General features: G+C 61.2%; 18 protein-coding genes. 8 read left to right on the forward strand and 10 right to left on the reverse strand.

Features of this window, described 5'->3' with window-relative positions:
- Positions 1-36 precede the first annotated feature (36 nt).
- The 3 genes from EN824_RS16125 (at position 37) to EN824_RS16135 (ending at position 3035) form a co-directional block, all read left to right on the forward strand.
- Positions 37-1395 (forward strand): mandelate racemase/muconate lactonizing enzyme family protein, encoded by a 1359-nt coding sequence (locus EN824_RS16125; RefSeq protein ID WP_127275485.1) that lies wholly within the window; start codon positions 37-39, stop codon positions 1393-1395.
- A gap of 104 nt (positions 1396-1499) precedes the next feature.
- Positions 1500-1826, forward strand: coding sequence for an NIPSNAP family protein (locus tag EN824_RS16130; RefSeq protein WP_127275484.1), 327 nt, complete (start codon positions 1500-1502; stop codon positions 1824-1826).
- 9 nt (positions 1827-1835) lie between these two features.
- The gene (locus EN824_RS16135) at positions 1836-3035 is read left to right on the forward strand and encodes a mandelate racemase/muconate lactonizing enzyme family protein (protein WP_135864935.1); all 1200 of its coding nucleotides are present in this window, start codon (positions 1836-1838) and stop codon (positions 3033-3035) included.
- A 110-nt stretch (positions 3036-3145) separates the two neighbouring features.
- Here the strand turns inward: EN824_RS16135 and EN824_RS16140 are convergent, their stop codons facing one another.
- The 5 genes from EN824_RS16140 to EN824_RS16160 all read right to left on the reverse strand — a co-directional run bounded on the left by EN824_RS16140 (position 3146) and on the right by EN824_RS16160 (position 8105).
- Positions 3146-3739, reverse strand: coding sequence for a DJ-1/PfpI family protein (locus EN824_RS16140; protein ID WP_127275508.1), 594 nt, complete (start codon positions 3737-3739; stop codon positions 3146-3148).
- Between the two features lie 68 nt (positions 3740-3807).
- On the reverse strand, positions 3808-4758 hold the full coding sequence (locus EN824_RS16145) for a substrate-binding domain-containing protein (protein ID WP_135932494.1): 951 nt from the start codon (positions 4756-4758) through the stop codon (positions 3808-3810).
- A gap of 55 nt (positions 4759-4813) precedes the next feature.
- Positions 4814-5812, reverse strand: a complete 999-nt coding sequence (locus EN824_RS16150) for an ABC transporter permease (RefSeq protein WP_135932495.1) — start codon at positions 5810-5812, stop codon at positions 4814-4816.
- Positions 5800-7392 (reverse strand): sugar ABC transporter ATP-binding protein, encoded by a 1593-nt coding sequence (locus EN824_RS16155; RefSeq protein ID WP_135932496.1) that lies wholly within the window; start codon positions 7390-7392, stop codon positions 5800-5802. Before EN824_RS16155 ends, EN824_RS16150 begins: the two co-directional genes overlap by 13 nt.
- An 11-nt stretch (positions 7393-7403) precedes the next feature.
- A complete protein-coding gene (locus EN824_RS16160; RefSeq protein ID WP_127275482.1) occupies positions 7404-8105 on the reverse strand; it encodes a GntR family transcriptional regulator in 702 nt (233 codons plus the stop codon).
- A gap of 156 nt (positions 8106-8261) precedes the next feature.
- Here EN824_RS16160 and EN824_RS16165 point away from each other — a divergent pair, with 156 nt between their 5' ends.
- The 3 genes from EN824_RS16165 to EN824_RS16175 are packed head-to-tail and all read left to right on the forward strand — an operon-like array spanning position 8262 to position 11818.
- Complete coding sequence (locus EN824_RS16165; protein ID WP_127870442.1) at positions 8262-9488, forward strand: iron-containing alcohol dehydrogenase; 1227 nt, start codon at positions 8262-8264, stop codon at positions 9486-9488.
- A 17-nt stretch (positions 9489-9505) separates the two neighbouring features.
- Positions 9506-10993: an NAD-dependent succinate-semialdehyde dehydrogenase gene (locus tag EN824_RS16170; RefSeq protein ID WP_135864947.1), complete on the forward strand. Its 1488-nt coding sequence runs from the start codon at positions 9506-9508 to the stop codon at positions 10991-10993.
- A 9-nt stretch (positions 10994-11002) separates the two neighbouring features.
- Positions 11003-11818 carry an alpha/beta hydrolase gene (locus tag EN824_RS16175; RefSeq protein WP_127275379.1) on the forward strand — a complete coding sequence of 272 codons (816 nt, stop codon included), beginning with the start codon at positions 11003-11005 and terminating at the stop codon, positions 11816-11818.
- 51 nt (positions 11819-11869) lie between these two features.
- Here EN824_RS16175 and EN824_RS16180 read toward each other — a convergent pair whose 3' ends face one another.
- From EN824_RS16180 to EN824_RS16195, 4 genes are all read right to left on the reverse strand, one after another.
- Positions 11870-13138 carry an O-antigen ligase gene (locus tag EN824_RS16180; RefSeq protein ID WP_127275380.1) on the reverse strand — a complete coding sequence of 423 codons (1269 nt, stop codon included), beginning with the start codon at positions 13136-13138 and terminating at the stop codon, positions 11870-11872.
- A 176-nt stretch (positions 13139-13314) separates the two neighbouring features.
- Positions 13315-15285 (reverse strand): asparagine synthase (glutamine-hydrolyzing), encoded by a 1971-nt coding sequence (gene asnB, locus EN824_RS16185; protein ID WP_135864949.1) that lies wholly within the window; start codon positions 15283-15285, stop codon positions 13315-13317.
- Positions 15286-15360: 75 nt separating this feature from the next.
- A complete protein-coding gene (locus EN824_RS16190; RefSeq protein WP_127275382.1) occupies positions 15361-16155 on the reverse strand; it encodes a class I SAM-dependent methyltransferase in 795 nt (264 codons plus the stop codon).
- A 199-nt stretch (positions 16156-16354) separates the two neighbouring features.
- Positions 16355-17635 (reverse strand): nucleotide sugar dehydrogenase, encoded by a 1281-nt coding sequence (locus tag EN824_RS16195; protein ID WP_127275383.1) that lies wholly within the window; start codon positions 17633-17635, stop codon positions 16355-16357.
- 238 nt (positions 17636-17873) lie between these two features.
- On the opposite strand from EN824_RS16195, the gene EN824_RS16200 reads away from it, so the two are divergent.
- Together EN824_RS16200 and EN824_RS16205 are read left to right on the forward strand one after the other, a co-directional pair.
- On the forward strand, positions 17874-19004 hold the full coding sequence (locus tag EN824_RS16200; RefSeq protein WP_127870447.1) for a glycosyltransferase family 4 protein: 1131 nt from the start codon (positions 17874-17876) through the stop codon (positions 19002-19004).
- Positions 19001-19849, forward strand: a complete 849-nt coding sequence (locus tag EN824_RS16205; protein WP_135864954.1) for a class I SAM-dependent methyltransferase — start codon at positions 19001-19003, stop codon at positions 19847-19849. Before EN824_RS16200 ends, EN824_RS16205 begins: the two co-directional genes overlap by 4 nt.
- On the opposite strand, the gene EN824_RS16210 is transcribed toward EN824_RS16205, so the two are convergent.
- Positions 19846-21654, reverse strand: a complete 1809-nt coding sequence (locus EN824_RS16210) for an ABC transporter ATP-binding protein (protein WP_245464227.1) — start codon at positions 21652-21654, stop codon at positions 19846-19848. The genes EN824_RS16205 and EN824_RS16210 overlap by 4 nt on opposite strands.
- Positions 21655-21712: the final 58 nt, after the last annotated feature.

Here is a 21712-nt window from a genome sequence, read left to right on the forward strand (position 1 = left end):
GGCGACAGGCCCCGCCGACCACAACGAGGATAAGTCATGCCAAAGACGGATGGAGCCGACGAGGCCCTCAACCGGGTCAACACCAACTCGAAGCCGTCCGAGCTTCGCATCACCGACATGCGGGTGGCCGAAATCGTCGGCGCGCCGTTCACCTCGGCGCTGCTCAAGATCTACACCAACCAGGGCATCGTCGGGCTTGGCGAGGTGCGCGATGGCGCAAGCGCCACCTACGCGCTGATGCTGAAGAGCCGGTTGCTTGGCGAGAACCCCTGCGACATCGACCGCTTGTTTCGCCGGATCCAGCAGTTCGGTGGGCATGGCCGGCAGGGTGGCGGCGTCTCGGCGGTCGAAATCGCCCTCTGGGATCTCGCCGGCAAGGCCTATGGCGTCCCCATCTACCAGATGCTTGGGGGACGATTCCGCGACAAGGTGCGTGTCTATTGCGATACCGACGCCGAGAAACCGAGCGGCACCGAAACCGGAAAGCGCCTCAAGCAGCGCATGGACCGGGGCTTCACCTTCCTCAAGATGGACCTGGGCTTGATGCAGATCGCCCATGTCCCGGGCGCCGTGGCCGCGCCTGCCGGCGCGCTCGAAGGGTTTCATGCCAATCCGCGCGGCCGTGGCGGCACGCTCGAGGAGCGCAAGGCCCGCAATCTCGCTTATGACGCGCAGAACGTGCAGCACCCGTTCACGGGCCTGCATTTCACCGAAAAGGGGATCGATCTGCTAGAGCAGTACATCCACGAGGTTCGCGCGGTGATCGGATACGAGATCCCGCTCGCCATCGACCATGTCGGCCACATTTCGCTGCAGGATGGCATACGCCTGTCGCGCCGTATCGAGAAATACGTTCCGGCCTGGCTGGAGGACGTGATCCCCTGGCAATACACCGAGCAGTACCGGCAATTGCAGCAGGCTACCACGGTGCCGATCTGCACGGGCGAGGACATCTACCTCAAGGAAGGCTTCGAGCCGCTGCTCAAGAGCGGCGGCCTCTCGGTCATCCACCCGGATCTGCTCACCAGCGGGGGCATTCTCGAGACCAAGAAGATCGGCGATATGGCGCAGGATCACGGTGTCGCCATGGCGATCCATATGGCCGAAAGTCCGATCGCCGCGATGGCCGCCGCGCATGTCGCCACCGCGACCGAGAACTTCATGGCGCTCGAATACCACTCCGCCGATGTCGACTGGTGGGACGATATCGTCACCGGCCTGCCCAAGCCGCTCGTCAAGGACGGCTTCATCACCGTGCCCGACAAGCCGGGGCTGGGCATAGACGATGTGGTCGACGAGGTGATCAGCCAGCATCTGCAGCCCGGTGTCACGGGGATATGGCAATCCACCGAGCATTGGGACAATGAATATAGCTGGGACCGGACCTGGAGTTAGCCCAGACCCCTTATCCTCATTCCCCCTAGGCTCACAGGGCCAACGACCGACCATTGGTGTCGACCTCTCCCAAGGGAGAGGCGAAGAAAGAAACGGACGAAACCATGATCTACGAACTGCGTATCTATGACTGCCTGCCGGGCAGGCTGCCGGCTTTGCTCAAGCGCTTTTCCGACCAAACGCTGGCCATCTGGGAGAGGCATGGCATCCGCCAAGCCGGGTTTTTCACCACGGCGATCGGCGAAAACAGCAATCGCCTCACCTATTTCCTCGCCTGGGAATCGCTGGCCGAGCGTGAGGCGAAATGGGCGGCTTTCGTCACCGATCCGGCATGGCACAGGGCCCGGGACGAGTCTGAGCGCGACGGGCAGATCGTTGCCAATATCAGCAGCCAGATGCTCACGCCGACAGCTTTCTCGTCTGTGAAATAGGACTGCGCCATGAAGATCACCGACCTTCGCTGTGCCGTTATCGGCAAGCATCCCATCGTTCGCGTCGTAACCGACGAGGGCCTCTATGGACTGGGAGAAGTCGAGTTCACCAAGACCTATCTCAAGCCTTGGGTGCTGCATTTCCGCGAAGCGCTGATCGGTGAGGATCCGACCGACGTCGAGCGGGTCATGTTGAAGATCCGCCAGCGCGGCTCGTTCAAGCCTTATGGCGCGGCGGTCAGTGCTATCGAGCATGCGCTTTGGGACATTGCCGGCAAGGCCGCGGGCGTGCCGGCATACAAACTGCTCGGCGGCAAGGTGCGCGACAAGGTGCGCGTCTATAACGGCTCGATCCGCCAGAAACGCACGGGCGACCGGCCGGAGGACTACGCCGCCGACGTAAAATGGATGATGGAGCAGCCGCAGAACTTCTTCATGGTCAAGCAGGGAATCTCGTTCCATTCCAACATGAAGGACACCGTCGAGGACTTCCATTACGGTGTGACGCAAAAGAAGGCCGGCTATCACGGTGCCATGGATCAGGGCATGATCAGTGAGCGCGGTTTCAACCACATGCTCGACTGCGTGATCGCGATGAAGGAAGTGCTGGGGGACAAGGTCAGCCTGGCACTCGACTGCGGCCCGGGCTGGATGCTGCCCGACGCGATCAAGTTCGCCCGCGCGGTCGAGAAGTACAATTTGATGTGGCTCGAGGACATGCTGACCGGCGATTACGTGCCGTGGGTCAATCCGCAGGCCTATCGGGAACTGACCACCTCGACCTCGACGCCGATTCATACCGGCGAGCAGATTTACCTCAGGCACAATTTCAAGGAACTGATCGAGACCCAGGCCGTGCGCGTCATCGGCCCGGATCCTGCCGACATCGGCGGCATTGCCGAGCTCAAATGGGTCGCCGAGCACGCCTATATGCACTCGATCCTGATGGCGCCGCACGGCACCGCGAACGGCCTGCTGGGCCTCGGCGCGCTGATCAATGTCTGCGCCACCTTGCCCGCCAACTACGTGGCGTTCGAATATCCCAGCGCCTCGGACCCCTGGTGGAACGACATCGTCATCGGACTGCCCAAGCAGATCGTGAAGGACAGCATGGTCGATCTGCTGGAGGCACCGGGGCTCGGCCTCGATATCGATGCCGAAGGGGCCAGGAAGTATTTGCTGGCGGAGGATGCCGGCTTCTTCGATTGATTGGTAGGGCGGCCCTCGATCTCATCGACCGAGGGCTTGCTTCAAAGAAGCATGGATGCACATCTTGCCGCAACGCAAATCGGCGCATTGTTGAAATGCGCCGATCGAGTCTAGGGATGGCGGATCTCGGTCCCGAGAACCTTCAGACACTCGCGAATGAAGGCGGCCAAGGCTGTCCAACCCTTGGCCGACACCATGGTTCCGTCGACATAGGCCTCCGTCGGCGAGAGGTCGATGTAAGTGCCGCCGGCCAACGTCACTTCCGGTTCGCAGGCGGCGAGCGCGCCAACCTTCTTGCCGCGCACGACGCCGTCCACGGCAATCAGGATCTGAACCCCATGGCAGATCGTGAAAATCGGCTTCTGGGTATCGTGGAAGTGGCGCACCATGGCTTGCACCCGTTTGTCGGTGCGGATGTATTCCGGGCCGCGGCCGCCAGCGCAATATACGGCGTGGTATTGATCGAGCTGCTTTTCCGCCTCGGCGAACGTCTTGTTGATCACCTGAAAATGGCCGAGCTTTTCTGTGTAGGTCTGGTCGCCTTCGAAGTCGTGCAGGGAGGTCTTGATGAGGTCTCCGGCCTTCTTGTCCGGGCAGACCACGTGGACGGTGTGGCCGACGGCTTCCATCGCCTGCTGGTATACGAAGATCTCGTACTCCTCGGTGAACTCGCCGGTGAGCATCAATATTTTCTTGCCTGACATGATCATGTCCTCTGTCGCGTTAAAGGAGTGGGCGAGCATGGCTGCGCCCCGCATTGACTGCGTTCGTCTCAGAACGGGGAGTCGGGGAAATAATATTCCTTGGCGTTGTCCTTGGTGATCAGCGGCGCGTCCAGCTTGACGGCGCCGCGAACCGGGGCCTGGCCAACCAGGTTGGCCATGGTCATGTAGATGGCCGTCTTGATCATGGACGGCGGGTAGGGCGTCTCGACGGGGGTCATGGTGTCGCCGTCGATGACCTTCTTGACGATATCCTTCATGCCGTTACCGCCCAGCGCCAGCTTGATGTCCGTACGGCCCGACTGCTTGACCGCCTCGAGCACGCCCAGCAGCATGTCGTCGTCGTTCGCCCACACCGCGTCGATATGGGGATATTTGGCGAGATAGTCCTGCATCAGCTTGAAGGCTTCGTCGCTGTTCCAGTGGGCGTACTGGATGTCGAGAACCTTGAGGCCGGTGCCGGCGATGGCGTCCTGGAAGCCTTTGATGCGCTCGTCGTCGATCACGGTCGGAATGCCGCGCAGGACCACCAGGTCACCCTTGCCGCCAAGCTTGTCGATCATGTATTTCGCCGTGTTGCGGCCGACGGCGATGTTGTCGCCGGCCACATAAAGGCTCTGGACGGTCGGGTCGGTCAGGCCTCGGTCGACGACCGTGATGAAGGTGCCCTTCTCCTTGATGGCCTTGACCGGTTCGGTCAATTCTTCCGACGAGTAGGGCAGGATCACCAGCGCATCGATCTTGCGGGAGGCCGAGAGATCCTCGATCGCCGACACCTGCTCGGCCGCAGAGGGCGATGTCTTCACGATGACCTCGACACCGGGGAAGGCCGCGTTGATTTCCTTGGCCGCCGTCTGCGCGTGATAGACGACGCCGGCGGTCCAGCCATGGTCGGCGGCCGGTATCGAAATGGCGATGACTTTCTTGTCCTCGGCCATGGCATGGCCCGTGAGGAGCAGCGAGCCGAGCGCGGCCGCAGCCATCCATTTTCTACTGAACATTTTCTTCTCCCAGATTGGACCCACAACTACGCACCCGTGTGGTCCGGACACGGGGCTATTTCGAATTCGAAAACCTCTGAATGAGCATCGCGATGATGATGATGACGCCCTGGACCGCTGCGACCAGATACTCGGAGACGAAATCCGACAGCACCATGAGGTTGGCGATCAGCTCCAGAATGACAGCGCCGGCGACGGTTCCCCAGACATGACCCTTGCCGCCGCGCAGCGCCGTGCCGCCGATCACCACGGCGGTGATCACCTGCAGTTCCCAGAGCTGTCCGGTGGTCGGCGTTGCGGCGCCCAGACGCGGCACGTAACAGATCGCGGCGATGGCCACGCAGACGCCCTGGACGATGTAAGCGATGGTGCGCGTCTTGATGATGGAGATTCCGGAATAGCGCGCGACGTCCTCGTTTGCGCCCACCGCGGCGCATTTGCGCCCATACTTCATCTTGTAGAGGACGAACGATGCAATCGCGGCCACGGCGACCGATATCAGGATCGGAATCGGTATACCGCCGACGGTGCCGAAATAGACCGGCCGATAGGCTTCGCGCAGCGACCGGTCGATCGGTATCGTGCCGCCATCGGTCAGATAGGTGATCAACGCGCGGAAAATGCCCATTGTGCCGAGCGTCGCAATGAACGGTTCGATCCGGCCTATGGTGACGATCAGCCCGTTGGCGAGGCCACACAGCAGGCCGACCAGGATCGCCACGAGCATTCCAGCCGGTATCGCCCACAGGCCAGCGTGTGGCGCCACGGCGTTCATGAACATGATGGTGATGCCGGTGACGAAGGCGGCCATCGAGCCGACGGAGAGATCGAGCCCTCCCGACGAGATTACGAACGTCGCACCGACCGCGATGATGGCGATGAAGGCGCTGCGGGTGATGACGTTGGCGAGATTGGTCGCGGAGAGGAAGTCCGGATTGATGAGGAAGCCGGCCACCAGCAGGGCGCCCAATGCCAGGAAGGGCCCCACGTCGGTCCAGGTGATGTTCAAATCGCCGGCGCGATGCGTGGATGGGGATCCGGCTATGACAGCCATTCTGTTCCTCCCTTGGCCATTGGCCTCGGTTTCGGGCCGCTTGTCGCCAGCAGCGCCACATTGCTTTCGGTCATCTCGGCGCCCTGGAGTTCGCCGGTCAGACGGCCCTCACGCATGACGAGGATGCGATTGCAGATGCCGATCAGCTCCTGCATTTCCGACGAGATGACGATGCAGGCTTTGCCGCTGCCAACGATGGCGTGAATGAAGGCGTAGATTTGAGCCTTGTTGGCGATATCGATGCCACGGGTCGGCTCATCGATGATGACCACCGAGGGATTGGTAAGCAGCACCTTGGCGAGCAGCAGTTTCTGCTGGTTGCCGCCGGAAAGTTGCCCCGCCTTGACACCAAGGGTCTTGAGCCGGATGTCGTAGCTCCGGACGGCCTCCGCCAGTGCGGCCGCTTCGCGGCTTCTGCCGAGAAGCAGTGTGGGATGAAACCGCTCCAATGCCGAAAGCGTCAGGTTGGGCGCCAGGCGCTCATCGAGGAGCAGGCCTTTGCTTTTTCGATCCTCGGTCAGATAGCCGATGCCTGCGTCGATCGCTTCGCGTTGCGAGTGGATCCGGACGGGTCGTCCCCGAAGTTCGATCTCCGCATGGGCCGGCCGCAGGCCTACCAGCCCTTCGAACAGTTCCGTGCGGCCCGCGCCGATCATGCCGGCAAAGCCAAGAATTTCGCCCTTGTGGAGGGTGAAAGAGACATCCTCGGCGTAGCCCGGGACGGTGGCGTTTTTTACGCTCAGCATAGGCTCGCTGGACGGTGTGCTCTTCTGCGGATAGAGGGCTGCAAGCTCGCGGCCGACCATCAGCCGCGCCATGTCCATCTGCGTCAGGGCGGTGCCCGGATAGGTACCGACCATCCTGCCGTCGCGCAGCACGGTTACCTTGTCGGCAAGCTGCCGCACTTCGTCCAGGCGATGGCTGATGTAGAGGACGGCTGTGCCGTGGGCTCTCAATTGCAGGACGATTTCGAGGAGCCGATCCACTTCCGCGCCGGTCAGCACGGCGGTCGGCTCGTCGAAGATCACGACCTTGTAATCGTCGAGCAGGGCACGGGCAATTTGGACCAGTTGGCGGTCAGCCAGAGAGATGTCGCGCACCAGCGCGGTCGGCGAGACCGGGCAGCCGATCTGCGCCAGCTTTTCGGCTGCCAGCCCCCGCATGGCGCGGTCGTCCATGACATGGCGGCGCGAAAGCTCGCGGCCGAGAAACAGGTTGTCCGTCACCGTAAGTGCTTCGGCGAGCAGGATCTCTTGGTGGACGAGGGCAATGCCGGCTTCCTGGGCCTGGTCGGGCTTGGCGAACGTCACCGGCCGACCGGCCATGGACAAGGTGCCACGGGTTGGCTCGGCATAGCCGGACAGCAGCCGCATCAGTGTGGATTTTCCGGCGCCGTTCTCGCCGATAATGGCATGGATCTCGCCCGGCAGGATGTCGAGCGTCACGTCGGAGAGCACGGTGACCGGCCCATATTGTTTCGAGAGACCCTGAGCGCGTAGCACCGGCTCCGCGGCCGCGGGCGCGTTGCCGCCAGGCAGCGCACGTCCTCGCTCTGCGGCAATATTGGCGGTAATGGACATTCGTTCAGGCCTCAATCGAAGGCCGGCAGCAGGCGATCGCGCGAGTGCTCGATGTGGGCGCGCATTGCTTTCGCGGCGGCATCGGGATCGGCTGAGCCGAACGCGGCGAGGATCGCCTCATGCTCGTCCAGCGCCTCCTCGGTGACGCGGGAGTGGTACATCAGGCGGAATATGTGGAAGTGGGTGTGTTGATGACCCAGCGTCTCGCGAATGAGCTCGTTTTCGGCATATTCCATGATCTTGTCGTGGAAAATCGCGTCTTGCCGGGCGAAGTTTGAATAACGCAGGCGCTCGTCCTTGCCTTCGCGGCGCGACATCACGCCTGCCGCCTCAAGCAGTGTGCCGAGTTTGGCCTCGTCCATCGCGGCGGCGGCCTTCGCCGCGCCGTGCGGTTCGAGCAGGAGACGCATTTCGTACAATTCGTCGAAACGGCGCCGGGTGATCTGCTGTGCGGCGCGGTATCCGATCAGATGCGTTTTCAGAACCAGGCCTTCGCCTTCCAGACGCCCGAGCGCCTCGCGGATCGGCGTATGGGAAACGTCGAATTCCTTGACCAGATTGTCGACGGTGATGCGTGAACCGGGCGCGATCTTCAGCGACATCAGCTGCGCGAAGATGGCCTCGTAAACGTCCTCGGCCAGGCTGCTCGCGCGCTGGATGCGGCCCGCTCCCGTGGGCGTCTCACCATTATTGCTCAAACTGACAGGTTGCATCTTTCGCCTCTCGACAGGGGAGACTGCTAACACGAGGGTTTGACCGATGCAATACTATATCCTATACGATTTTATCGGCGCCGTTCAGTTCAGGACCCCTTCGGTGCGGATTTTGCAATGCGAGTTTCTCCGACACCCTCAAGGATGCAGCCTGTCATGAGCCTTCTCACAGCCCTCCGGCTCCCACGCGAAATTCTATTCGGAAAGGGGCAACGTCATGCACTGCCAGCCGTGGCCTGTCGCCATGGCCGACGCGCCCTGGTCTGCACCGACGAGCGTTTCGCCGGCACGGCGGTGTTTGCCGAAATCATGGAATCCTTGCAGTCAGCGTCGGTCGACGTGCTGGTTCACGACGGTGTCCTCCCTGACGTGCCGCGCGACTCGGTGGCGGTCTGCGTCGAGGAAGCGAGGGGCGTCCGGCCCGACATGGTGATCGGCATCGGCGGCGGCAGCTGTCTCGATTTCGCCAAATGCGCCGCCTTGCTGATCAGCCACGGTGGCGAGCTGCAGGACTACTATGGCGAGTTCAAAGTCCCGGGACCAACGCTGCCGCTCATCGCCATACCGACCACGGCCGGCACAGGATCGGAGGTGACGCCCGTCGCGGTGATATCCGATCCGGACCGGACGCTCAAAGTAGGCATATCGAGCCCCCATCTCATTGCCGCGGTTGCCATCTGCGACCCCGAACTGACAATGACCTGTCCGCGGGGCCTGACCGCGATCGCCGGTGCCGACGCGCTCACCCATGCGATCGAGGCCTTCACGGCCATGCGTCGGGACGGTGACTTCAGCCTGCCGCAGCGCCACGTTTTCATCGGCAAGACGCCGTTGACCGATCATTTCGCGCTGCTGGCCGTCAAACTGCTCGGCCGCAGTCTGGAGAAGGCGTGCGCCGACGGCGATGACGCCGAGGCGCGCGCCGACGTGATGATGGGAGCGCTGGCTGCGGGTTGCGCCTTCGGCACTGCTGGCACGGCGGCGGCGCACGCGGTGCAATACCCGGCCGGCGCGCTCACGCACACGCCGCATGGGCTGGGGGTGGCGACGATGATGCCTTATGTCATGAGCTACAACAGCCGTGTGGCCGCGGCGGAAATCGCCGAGATAGGGATTGCTCTCGGCCTTGAGGCGAACGGTCGTGGCGCCGACGAAATGGCGGAAGCGACCATCGAGGAGATCAGACGCTTGTTCGCCGCGATCGGTATCACTCCGACGCTGGCCGGTCTGGGGCTTCCGGCCGACAGGCTCGACTGGACCGCCGAGCAGGCGCTTGGCATCGATCGTCTGATCAAGAACAACCCGCGCCCATTCGACCTCGCCGCCATGCGCCGCCTTGTCCAGGCGGCCTATGACGGCGATCTCACCGCCTGCGCCATGTGAACGTCAGGAACAAGACGATGAACCTTCCTTACAATGCCTTCCAGCTCGATCAGGATCCCTACGATGTGCGGGGTTTCCCGCACCGGCTCTATATTGGCGGACAATGGCTGCCGTCTGCCGACGGCAGGCTCATCGAGGTCACCGATCCATCCTCCGGCGCCGTGATCGCGGCGGTTCCCGATGCGACCCTGGAGGACGCCACCGCTGCGGTCGAGGCAGCGGCCAAAGCCGCCAAGGGGTGGCGTGAGACCGCGCCACGCAAACGCTCCGAGATTCTCAGGCGCTGTTTCGAACTGATGGTCGAGCGGTCGGAGACGCTTGCCATGCTGATTTCGCTGGAGAACGGCAAGGCCCTGCGCGACGCGCGCGGCGAGGTGGCTTACGCGGCCGAATTCTTCCGCTGGAACGCCGAAGAAGCTGTTCGCATCACCGGTGAGTTTGGCACCGCTCCGTCCGGGACCAACCGGATCGTGGTCGACTACCAGCCGATCGGCATCTGCGTCCTCATCACACCTTGGAATTTCCCTGCCGCGATGGCGACACGCAAGATCGCACCGGCCCTCGCGGCGGGCTGCACGGTCATTTTGAAGCCGGCCAGCGAGACGCCGCTGACGGCCTATGCGCTGGCCGCGCTCTACAGCGAAGCCGGCGTTCCGGACGGTGTCGTGAACGTGCTGACGACGTCGACCCCAGGCCCCCTGACGTCGGCCATGCTGGCCGATCCGCGCGTCAGGAAGCTCTCCTTCACCGGTTCGACCGGGGTCGGCCGGGCCTTGCTCGCCGAGGCCGCCAAACATGTGATTTCTTGTTCCATGGAACTCGGCGGCAATGCACCCTTCATTGTCTTCGACGATGCTGATCTCGGTGCGGCCCTCGATGGCGCCATGATCGCCAAAATGCGCAATGCCGGCGAAGCCTGTACGGCCGCCAATCGCATCTACGTCCAGTCGGGCATCCACGATGCGTTCGCCGACGGCCTGTCCCGGCGCATGGCCGCGCTCAAGATCGGCGCCGGCACCAAGGCGGACACCGAATGTGGACCCATGATCACCAAGAAAGCGGTCGACAAGATCGACCGGTTGGTCAAGGACGCGGTCAATCGGGGTGCCAAGGTGCTGTGCGGCGGCTCGGTGCTTGAGGGAGATGGTTTTTTCTATCCTCCGACCGTCTTGTCCGAAGTCTCGCCGGACGCTGACATGGCGCATGAAGAAATCTTCGGACCGGTGGCGCCCATCACCCGCTTCGAGAGCGAGGCACAGGCCATCCTCCACGCCAACGACACCGAATACGGCCTTGCCGCTTACCTCTACACCCGCGATGTGGCGCGCGGCATGCGGGTTGCTTCGGAGATCGAGGCCGGCATGATCGGCCTCAACCGCGGCTTGATGTCGGATCCCGCCGCGCCCTTTGGCGGAGTCAAGCAGAGCGGCCTAGGACGGGAAGGGGGCCAGCACCACGGTACCTCCGAGTTCATGGAGGCCAAATACATCGCTGTAACCTTTTGAGCGGACGCCATGTCGAAGGATCCTTTTCGCACCCGCGACCACGTTGCCGATTTCGATGACATCGTGGCCGATATCGTCGCCCGCAGCGCTGCGACGCGGGCTTCGCTGCCTATGCTGGCGGATGTCGCCTATGGTTCGCACGAGGCCGAGCGACTCGACCTGTTCTTTCCGGAGGGACCGCGCAAGGACCTCCCGGTGCACATCTTCATCCATGGCGGCTATTGGCGCATGTTCACCAAAAGCGATTATTCCTACGTTGCCGAAACGGTCACGAGCGCAGGGGCAATCGCGGTCGTGATCGACTATGCGCTGATGCCTGCCGTCAGGATGGCGGCAATCGTCGACCAGGTCCGGCGCGCGAGGCAATGGGTGCAGGATAATATCGCCAGCCATGGCGGCGATCCCGGTCGGCTAAGCGTCAGTGGCCATTCCGCCGGCGCGCATCTGGCGACCTTTTTGTTCAACGAGGATTCGACACATCCCCCCTCGGCGGCACTTCTGCTCGGCGGCCTGTATGATTTGAAGCCTCTTCAGCATTCCTTCCTCGAGCCTTTGATAGGCTTGACCGACGCGGAAGTTGCGGCATTTTCGCCGATAAGCAAATCCCACTCTTCGCGGACAAAAGTCAGGATGTTGGTCGGCGAGCGGGAAACACAGCCGTTTCACCTGCAAGCCAGATTGTTTGCTGATCGTCTGATAGGGCAGGACCTGAGTGTATCGATGGGCGTGCTCACGGCGCGCAACCACATGGACAGCGTACGTGATTTAGGGCTGCGCGGGACAATCGCGGGCGACTGGCTTCACCACGTCGTCGTGGCCGCATAAATTCGACACGCGGCCCGCGAGAACATCACGGGCCTGCCGTCGCGGCAGCCGTTATGTCGTCTGACTTTCACGGATCGGCGAAACGGTTCGTCCGCAAGCCAGGTATGTGCCCGAAATCAGGAAGATCATTAGCGTTGAATCGAGAATGTCGTGGCCGACAAGGATGCCTGTTAGGCCACCAACAAGGTATACGATGACGGCGACCACTATCATGGTCGCCCCGAACCTCTCTAACGGATCGGCACTGAAGCGAAGAACCCTCGTTGCGTTCCAGATCGCGACGATGAAGATCGCCGCCAATGATAACGCGCCAACAAGTCCGGCCTGCACCAAGGCTGTCAGAAAGCCGTTGTGAAAATGGTTGAAGCCCTGGCTCACCCCAAATTGCTTTTTGAAACCCTGCTGTGAAATCGCCCGGCTGGCGGATATGCCGTGGCCGAAAAATGGCGCTTCGCGAAATGCATCCATCCCAATGTCCCAGAGCCCAACGCGTAGCCCGAGCGGAGTGGAATGATCATCCTTGGTGGCGAGGGCGTTCCAGTCATCGAACAGAAAATGAGTGCGACCTACGATGATTGGAGAGGTGATTGCCGCGGTGAGCAGGCAGCAGGCGCCCGCAATCACCAGCAACCGCCTCATATTCGATCGCGTGAATCTCTGGCGATTGATCACAAGGACGGCGACAATGGCGATCAGCAAGGCTACCCAGATCATGCGCGAGCCGGAATAGACGGTCGCTACGGCGCCGGCGAGTACGGCGACGGTGAGTGTCTTCCAGGCTTTCTCTATTCCCGACACAGCGCCCGCAAGGCACATCATCACGGCGAGGCAGGTGACCGTCGCGAACACGATCGGATTTCCAGCCCCTCCTTCGGCTCTCAGCATCCCGATCCAGTAATATTGGACAATGGTCAGCACCAGCGCTCCGGCACATGCTGCCGCGCTGGCCCGCACAGCAATGCGTGCAAGCGTCGCCTTGTCGGTGATGCTCCAGGTCGAATAGGAGATCGGGAACACCAACAAGGTGATCAGCGGCAGGAAGTGCGTGACATCAGCCCGCAGGGTGCCGTTGACGATCGATGCCAGGACCATCGCCGCGCAATAGGCATAGATCGCAAGGGTCATGGCGAGCATCGGCCGGTCGATGTTCAAGCGGCGTCGCCTGGCGACCAGCAACACCACCGACCAGAGCGCTCCACCATGAAATACGAAGCTCACCACCGACCCGAGCACTGGCGGCGAAAAGAAGCAGATGATCGAGAAGCCACGGTTGACCTGTTCTGCCGTCAGGTGGCGCCGCAGCGATGTAAACGAGTTCAATGCCTTGCTTCGCAATGTTCCGGGTCGCGTGCGAATCGTTCGAACGATCCTTGCTCACCCGTGCTTCGCCCCTGTCCTCGAACCCGTATAGCTGCTTGCTCAGGTATCTGATAGTGCGGGACCGTCTCGCTCCCGATCCGGCTGCGCGAGTGAAAAAACCTGGCCCTGATGCCTGTTCAGGCCGCGACCGCCGATGAAGCTCCCTGGGTTCCTTCCTGCCAGGATTGGAACATCAAGACGTCCCAAAGCAGATACTGATTGTTACGGTGTCCGGAGAGGTGTTCAGACCACGCGCGCCGGATTGCATCGGCTCGAAAGAACCCGTCTTCCCGCAATCGGCGCTCGTCGAGCAGCGCCTCCGCCCATTCGCGAAGCGCGCCGCGCAGCCAGGTGTCGATGGGCACGCCGAAGCCCATTTTCGGACGTTCGACGAGCGCTTTCGGAACATGTCGATAAAGCAGTTGCCTGAGCGGCCACTTTGTCTGGTCGCCGGCTCGCAGGATGGAAAGCGGCAGCGAAAGTGCAAAGCCTATCAGCCGGTGGTCAAGCAGCGGCACGCGGGTCTCGAGGCTGACTGCCATTGCCGCGCGATCAACCTTTACCAGGATGTCGTCCGGCAAATAGCTCATCATATCGATGTACATCATCCGCTCGACGTTGCCCGGCAGCGCTGGAAGCGCCTCCAATCCGGTCAGCATGGTGGGCGGCTCGTCCGCATCCGGGATGATTTCGGTCGCTTCCCAGTGCGAGCAGAGGCGGCGGTAGACATCGTCCATTGTTCGCAATGAAAGAACCGATGCCGCCTTGTGGATCTTGTCGCCGACGCGCTCGCGGCGCAGGCGCTGCGGCAGAAGCGGCATGATCCCACCCGCGACATTGTTGTAGAGACCGGGCGAGGGCAGTGTCGCCAGGCTGGCCGACGCGCGGCGCAGCCCCATCGGGATGCGGGAAAGCTTGTTCCATAACGCATCGGCGAGTGCGTAGCGCGTGTAGCCGGAGAACAGCTCGTCGCCGCCATCGCCCGACAACGCCACGGTAACGCTGCCACGCGCCAGTTTGGAGACGAGGAATGTCGGGATTTGCGAGGAGTCGGAGAAGGGCTCACAATAAATGCCGGGCAGATGGGGCACAACCTCTAGCGCGTCCCGCTCGCTGAGATAAAGTTCCGTATGGTCGGTGCCAAGGTGGCGCGCGACTTCCTTGGCATGGCCCGCCTCGTTGTAGCCGACTTCGTCAAATCCGATCGTGAAGGTCCGTACCGGTCGCGAACTGATCGACTGCATGACCGCCACGATGGCGGAAGAATCGATGCCGCCCGAGAGGAAGGCGCCGAGCGGCACGTCAGCGATCATCTGCCCTTCGAGGGCGCGGCGAAGATGACGTTCGAGTTCGTCGACCGCCTCTTCGGGGCTCCCTTGAAAAGGGTCGCGCTGGCCTTGTTCAGCGGCTTCCCTGGCGCTCCAATAGCTCTCGACATGTGGCTCACGCATCGGGTCGGAAAGGACGAGGAGATGGCCGGGTCTTAATTTCCGAATGCCTTGGTAAATGCTGTAAGGCGCGGGGATGTAATTGTGGCGCATCAGCAAAGCCAGCGCATTCCGGTCAATGTCCGGGCGCCAATCCGGCAGCGGTTGAAAGGCCTTGAGTTCCGAGGCAAACGCGAAGGCCTTGCCGATCCGGCCATAATATAACGGCTTTTCCCCCAGGCGATCACGTCCGAGAACGAGCGTTCTCTCCTTGCGGTCCCACAAGCCGAAAGCAAACATGCCGACAGCCAGTCCAAGCGCTTTGTTGGTTCCAAGCTCCTCGATTGCAGCCAGAAAGGTCTCGGTGTCGGAATGACCGCGCCATGCATGAGCGCCGAAGTCCCGATCGAGATGCGTCCGCATCTCGCCGTGATTGTAGATTTCTCCATTGAAGACGATGACATAGCGACCGCTGTGCGAAATCATCGGCTGCGCGCCGGCCGATGACAGGTCGATGATTGCCAGTCGGCGCTGACTGAGCGCGACCCCGGCCTCGGCGTCAGTCCAGATGCCGTCGCCGTCCGGTCCGCGATGCCGGATCATGTCCGCCATGCGGCGCACGCTTGAGGGGCCGCTGCTTGTCGCGGCCACTCCACCCACAATGCCGACGATACCGCACATCCGGCGTTACTCTCCACAATGACCAGGCTCGGTTCTTTCTCTCTCTGCCGCGAAATCAGAGGAGGAAACCAGCGGCTATAAATCCATTCGCTCGAAACACCATTCACCACAGCCGGTGCCGAAGAGGCCAATTCCAGGCACTGCATTGAAGCGCCGCTTCGTGCGAAACCCAAGTTTTTCGACTGACGTCTCCAACTCTTCGGCCGAGGTGGATTGATAGGGATAGCCGCCTAGCCAGTCGTCGACATCCGCCAGGAATTCCATGCCTCGGCGCGCGCGATAGTTCTTTACAAACGAGATCGTGTCCCGATGGCGCAGCGTTCTCGCCGACATGTAGGCCGAGACAAACAGCGCTTTGACCGGAGGCCGCAGCCAGCGATGAGAGGAGTAGAGCCTTTTTTCGACCGTCCACAGTCCGCAAAGTGGCGTTTTCAGGTAGATCGCAATGCCAAATCTTCCGCCGTGACCAACGAGGCCGGCTGCGTTGCTGATCGCCGCCCACATGTCGCCCGTGTGATGCAGGACGCCCCACGAGTAGACGACATCGAACGTCCCGGTCGGAAGCGACGCCCTGTCGAGGATATCGGCACGCTCCACGCTCCATTCGGCTTCCGGCGCGAAGCGAGAAAGCACGGCCTTGGTCGTTTCGACACAACCCGGATCATAGTCAACGGCGTGAACCTTCGCTGCCCCCAGCCGAAGAGCGGCCGCTGAATGCAGGCCCGATCCGCAGCCCATGTCGAGAAATGTCTTCCCCTCCAGATCGCCCACCAGGCGGCGAAGATCCTCGCAAGCCCGATCCAGATGCTCGTCCTCGAAGCGCGCGGCAAGCTCGGACCAGTTGCGGCCGAAATCATAACGCGCGTTCATAAGCTTCCCACCGTCGCCCTTTCCGAATGACCGAAGCCTTAGCTGATGCCAGATAGAAGTCCCGAAACGAATGCGTTCAGCCTGTCGAGCCACGCCCGCCTCTTGTGGAGATGGAATCCTCTAAGACCGGCTGCGTCGGTGGTCAGAATCGGCCTGCTTAACCTCACGGTAGATCCCAGTGTTGAATTCAGGCCGAGCCTTACAGACTCCAATACTTTAAATTGTCAGGGATTTCATTCGGCTTGATGGCAGACTTGATGTCGAACAGCGTCCCGCCCTGCTTGATCATTTGAAAAAGACGCGCTCTCTCACTGGTGAGATAGACGTTGTGCGGTACCGCCAAGACAAGCGCCTGCAAATCGCTTATCTCATCGAGCGGCAGGATCGTTTCGCCGTGATCGCGTCGAGCGGATTCGGCGTCGGCAAGGGGATCGTGAAGCTTGGGCACGATGCCGAACTGTCTCAGTTCCTTGACCATGTCGAACACACGGCTGTTGCGCAAATCCGGAACGTCCTCCTTGAAGGTCAGTCCGAGAATGCCGACGGAAGCTCCTTTGACTGATATGTCCGAGCGGATCAACTGTTTGACGACTTGCTGGGCAACGAAGGCTCCCATGCCGTCGTTGATGCGGCGTCCGGCGAGGATAATCTGCGGATGGTAGCCTTCGGCCTCCGCCTTGGCAGTCAGATAATACGGATCGACGCTGATGCAGTGACCGCCGACGAAGCCCGGCTTGAAGGGGAGGAAGTTCCATTTTGTCGATGCGGCATCAATGACATCCTGCGTGCGGATCTCAAGCCGTTCAAAGATCATTGCCAGTTCATTCATCAGCGCGATGTTGAGGTCGCGCTGTGTGTTCTCGATGACCTTCGCCGCTTCGGCCACCTTGATCGACGGCGCGCGGTAGACGCCGGCATCGATGATGCTCCCATAGACGCTGGCTACGCGCTCCAGCGTCTCTGCGTTCTCACCGGAGACGACTTTGATGATCCGCCGCAGCGAGTGTTCCCGATCGCCTGGGTTCGCCCTTTCAGGCGAATAGCCGAGCGCGAAGTCATGAGGATGCCGCAGGCCGGATATATGCTCGATGATCGGCCCGCAAAATTCCTCGGTCACGCCTGGATAGACCGTCGATTCGAAAACGACGACGGCGCCTTTGCTCACCGCTTCACCGACAAGCTCCGATGCCAGTTTCAAAGGCGAAAGATCGGGAGCACGGTTGATGTCGATAGGCGTTGGCACGGCAACGATGAAGAAAGTCGCGCCTTTCAACATCTCTCGGTCGGTCGTAAGCGCGATCGAGGATTCCTTGATCGCCGCCGTGTCGACCTCTCCGGTGCGATCGACGCCGCGACGCAATTCCTCAATCCGGCTTTCGCTTATATCGAAAGCAATGGTGCCCGGGAAAACCTTCCCAAACGCGACGGCTACCGGCAGGCCGACATATCCCAGACCGATAACGGCGATGCGTTCGGACATCGGCGGAGTTCCTAAGTCACTTATGTCCAGCGCTTGTATGGCAGGCTGCACGCCAATTCAACGATGTGTAGTTGCGAAGTGGGAACTCTCCACTCAAAATAGCGCCTGATCGATGCGCGTGCCGCCATCGTCTCGTGGCGCTCGATGTTGTGGATAAGATGCGGCAGGATTGGGTTTCGAGCCTCAAGACCCTACAAGAGCCGAATGGTCTGGACCAGTCAGCCAAGAACCTGAATGCATGGATCGCATCGTTGTTGTCGTAAGCGAACCAAGATCCCTTGCAACCACGCGGGGACATCTTCTGCTTGCGCTGCGCGCCGCCGGATACGAAGTACATGCCCTGGCGCCAGTCGATGCCATGACCGTTCGTTGGCTGACCGAGAACGGCATCCGTTTTCATCCATTGCCCATGGAGCGTGCGGCTATTGCGCCATTCGGCGATACGCTTTTGGCTTTTCGTCTTTGCAGGAAGCTACGAGAGCTCAAACCCCAGGCCGTGCTGACCTGTGCGATCAAGCCGATCGTCTATGGCATACCCGCGGCGCTGATTGCGGGGGTACCGCGCCGGCACGCGCTTGTCACGGGCCTCGGCTATGCGTTCACGGACCGTCACAAATCTCTACGGTGGAGGATGGTCAATGCGGTGGCCCGGCTTCTTTATGCCGCGAGCCTGCGTGTTGCCACCACGGCCACCTTCCAGAACGACGATGACCGCAATGACTTCGGTCGTCTGGGACTGCTCGGACGTACACCAGCCAATGTAGCCAACGGTTCAGGGGTAGATCTCGATCGATTCAAGGTTGCGCCATTACCAGAGAAGCCGCGATTTCTTATGATCGCACGCCTGCTTCGCGACAAAGGCCTCGGCGAATATCTGGGTGCGGCAAGGCTGGTTAAGGCAATTCGACCTGAAGCCCGTTTCGACCTGGTCGGCGATACGGATCCAAATCCCGCGGGATTTCCGGTATCGGAAGTTGAGGCAGCGGTCGCGGACGGAACCATCCGCTATCACGGGCCTGTGGAAGACGTCCGCGGGGTGATCGCCGATTCGCGTATCTTCGTGCTTCCATCCTACCGCGAGGGTACGTCGCGATCTGTCCTGGAGGCGATGGCAATGGGGCGCCCGGTGATCACGACAGATGCGCCGGGTTGTCGCGCGCCGATCGTTCCCGGCGTGAGCGGCCTGCTGGTGCCGGTCGGCGCCGCGCCCCGCTTGGCGGAAGCCATGATCCGCTTGATCGACAACCCAGGTGAAGCCGAATGCATGGGCAAAAACAGTCGATCGATCGCGGAAGAGCGCTATGATATTCGGAAAGTTACCGCTCATATGATGGAAATCATCGAAGCCCGGCACCGAGCCACAGAATGACGTTCGCGGGAAATCCATCGTCGAACCGATACGAGTTCGGAGCCAATTGGGCGTCGTTCATCGACAAGCACTACTCGGCGGAACGCCGCCGCATGGCGGCGGAGAAGCTCTTGTCCTTCCTCGGCAAGCAGACCCTCGAAGGCTTCGACTTCCTCGATATCGGCAGCGGCAGCGGGCTGCACTCGCTTGCCGCCTTCGATGCAAAAGCGGATAGGATACAGTCCTTCGACTTTGACCCGCTCTCGGTAAGCACAACCGGCAAGTTGCGGCAATTGGCGGGTGAGCCGACGAACTGGATCGTCGAACGCGGCGACGTGCTCGACGCCGACTATATGGAGAAGCTAGGCACCTGGAACCTCGTCTATTCCTGGGGCGTGCTCCACCACACCGGCGCGATGTGGCAGGCGATCGAAAATGCGGCGCGCACGGTTGCCCCCGGCGGTCTATTCTTCATCGCTCTCTATTCGTCGAATGTCGTGAAGCCGTCCGCGCAATTCTGGCTCGACGTGAAACGGCGATACAACGGCGCCAACCCTCGCCAAAGGCGGTGGATGGAGTACTGGTACATCTGGCGCTTCGGGCTCGGTCGCAATCCACTTCAACTGCCCTTGCTCGTGAAGCAGATCTATCAAAAGAAAAAAGGTCGCGGCATGAGCTACATGACCGACATCCGCGACTGGCTGGGCGGCTGGCCTATGGAGTTTGCCGACGACCAGGCGGTGATCGATTTCCTGAAGAAACGGTTCGATTTCGAGCTCGTCAGGATATCTACGGGTGAGGCATGCACGGAGTTCCTTTTCCGGAGCCCGAACAGTCGGCCGCCCAAACGGAGCAAGTCGCTTTAAGCGGTCTGTCCGCCGGCTCTCGTCCAGATATGTGGCCGGCCGTTTTCGAGGGTGACGATCTCGTCGCAATTTTCGACTGTTGTGAGCCGGTGCGCGATGATCAGCACCGTCAGGCCGGCGGGCAGCTCGCGGATCGCCTCCATGACCGCGGCCTCGGTCTCCGTGTCGAGCGCGCTCGTGGCTTCGTCGAAGACGAGCACGGAAGCCTGTCTGTACAACGCCCGGGCGATGCCGATGCGCTGGCGCTGACCACCCGATAGACGGACTCCACGCTCGCCGACCCGCGTCTCATAGCCTTGCGGCAAACTTTCGATGAAATCCGCCAGTGCGGCCTGCTGCGCTGCATTGCGCACGCGGTCGCGGTCGATGTTGGCGGGATCGATGCCGAAGGCGATATTGTCGGCGATCGAGGCGTCCGCCAGGAAGATGCTTTGCGGCACATGGGCAATCTGTCTTTGCCAGGCACGCCGTGTGGTTCCGTCCAGCCGCTGCCCGTCGATCTCGATCACTCCGCCAGTCGGCTCGAGCAGACCCATTATCAGATCGACCGTCGTGCTCTTGCCGCTGCCCGTCTTGCCGATGAACCCGACCTTGCTTCCTTTCGAGATCGTGAGATTGAATCGCTCGAGTATCGGCGCTTGGTCAGAAGCGTAACGGAACGACACATCCTTGAGCATGATCGCTCGATCGAATGGGAGACGCTTAGGTGGCGGCTGGTTCCACTCTGGGCCGAGTGGTGCCTCGAGCGCCTGGAGCACGACTTCGGCGCCGGCAAGATTGCTCAGTATCAGGGCCCAATTGCCGTATACAAGCTGCATGGATGGGAGCAGACGCTGCGCTCCAAGGACAAATGTTCCAAGTATCGGCAGAACCTGGCCGGCATCGTTCGAGCGGGTGATGAGGAAATAAGCAAGCGCCGCGATGATCACCATACCCGCAGCTTCGATCGCGAAACGCGGAGCGCCCGCGGCAAGTGCGTTCATTGCATTCGCGCGCTGCAGGCGTAAATCGAGTTCGGTGTACCGCAACAGAAAATACGGTTGGGTGTCGTTGATGATAACATCGCGGATGCCACCCAGTCCCTCTTGGACAGATCGGATGCCTTCCGCCTGCGCGCTGGCGATAATTTGCGCATTCTTCTTGAGGTGCTTGCGGATGACGAGCGACATGGCGAGGTAGACCGCCCCAAAGCCCGCGAAGATAACGAAGGTGATGAAAGAACTCAGAGCAAAAAGGGCAGCGACGATGAAGACGCCGATGACTATGCCGCTGATCGATTGCAACAGGGGCAGCATTACACCCGCGGTAATGGCTTGAACCTGGCGAAGCGCGGCCAACACCGAACTGGAATTGCGCGAAACGTGGTAGCTGTAGGGTTGGCGGAGTACTTGGTCATAGACCTTCACGCCCACCTCATGTCCCAGCGAGAAGACATAAGAGTTCGTGGCCCAGGCAAGGAATATGCGCACGGCGCCGGCTATGATCGCCACCACCGAAAACAGAATCGTCAAATCGAGAAGGCTGTCTGAAGAGCTGGTCAGCCGAAAGCCGGCAAGCTGGCGAGCGAGGAACGACTGGCCGCCAACCGCCTCGGGATTGGCGATGCGCGCAAGAAACGGCAGCAAGGCACCAAGCGTAGCGGCTTCCGCAAGTGCTCCGAACATCATCAAGACAAGGAGGCCGAAAAACTGCCTTTGTCTAGGCTTCGATACCTGCCGCCACAAGCGTCGCAGTGTGTCGAGAGTGCTGCCCGAGTTTCGGTTTCCGCTCAATGCCAAATCGATGTCCGCATTCAGAGCGCTCAATGCACACGTTCGGCGCTCCACGACAAGTCACAACAGATGCCCGCTGGCAACTTTATCA

The organism is Mesorhizobium sp. M8A.F.Ca.ET.181.01.1.1, assembly GCF_004792025.1.
In the GTDB taxonomy this organism is placed as follows: domain Bacteria; phylum Pseudomonadota; class Alphaproteobacteria; order Rhizobiales; family Rhizobiaceae; genus Mesorhizobium.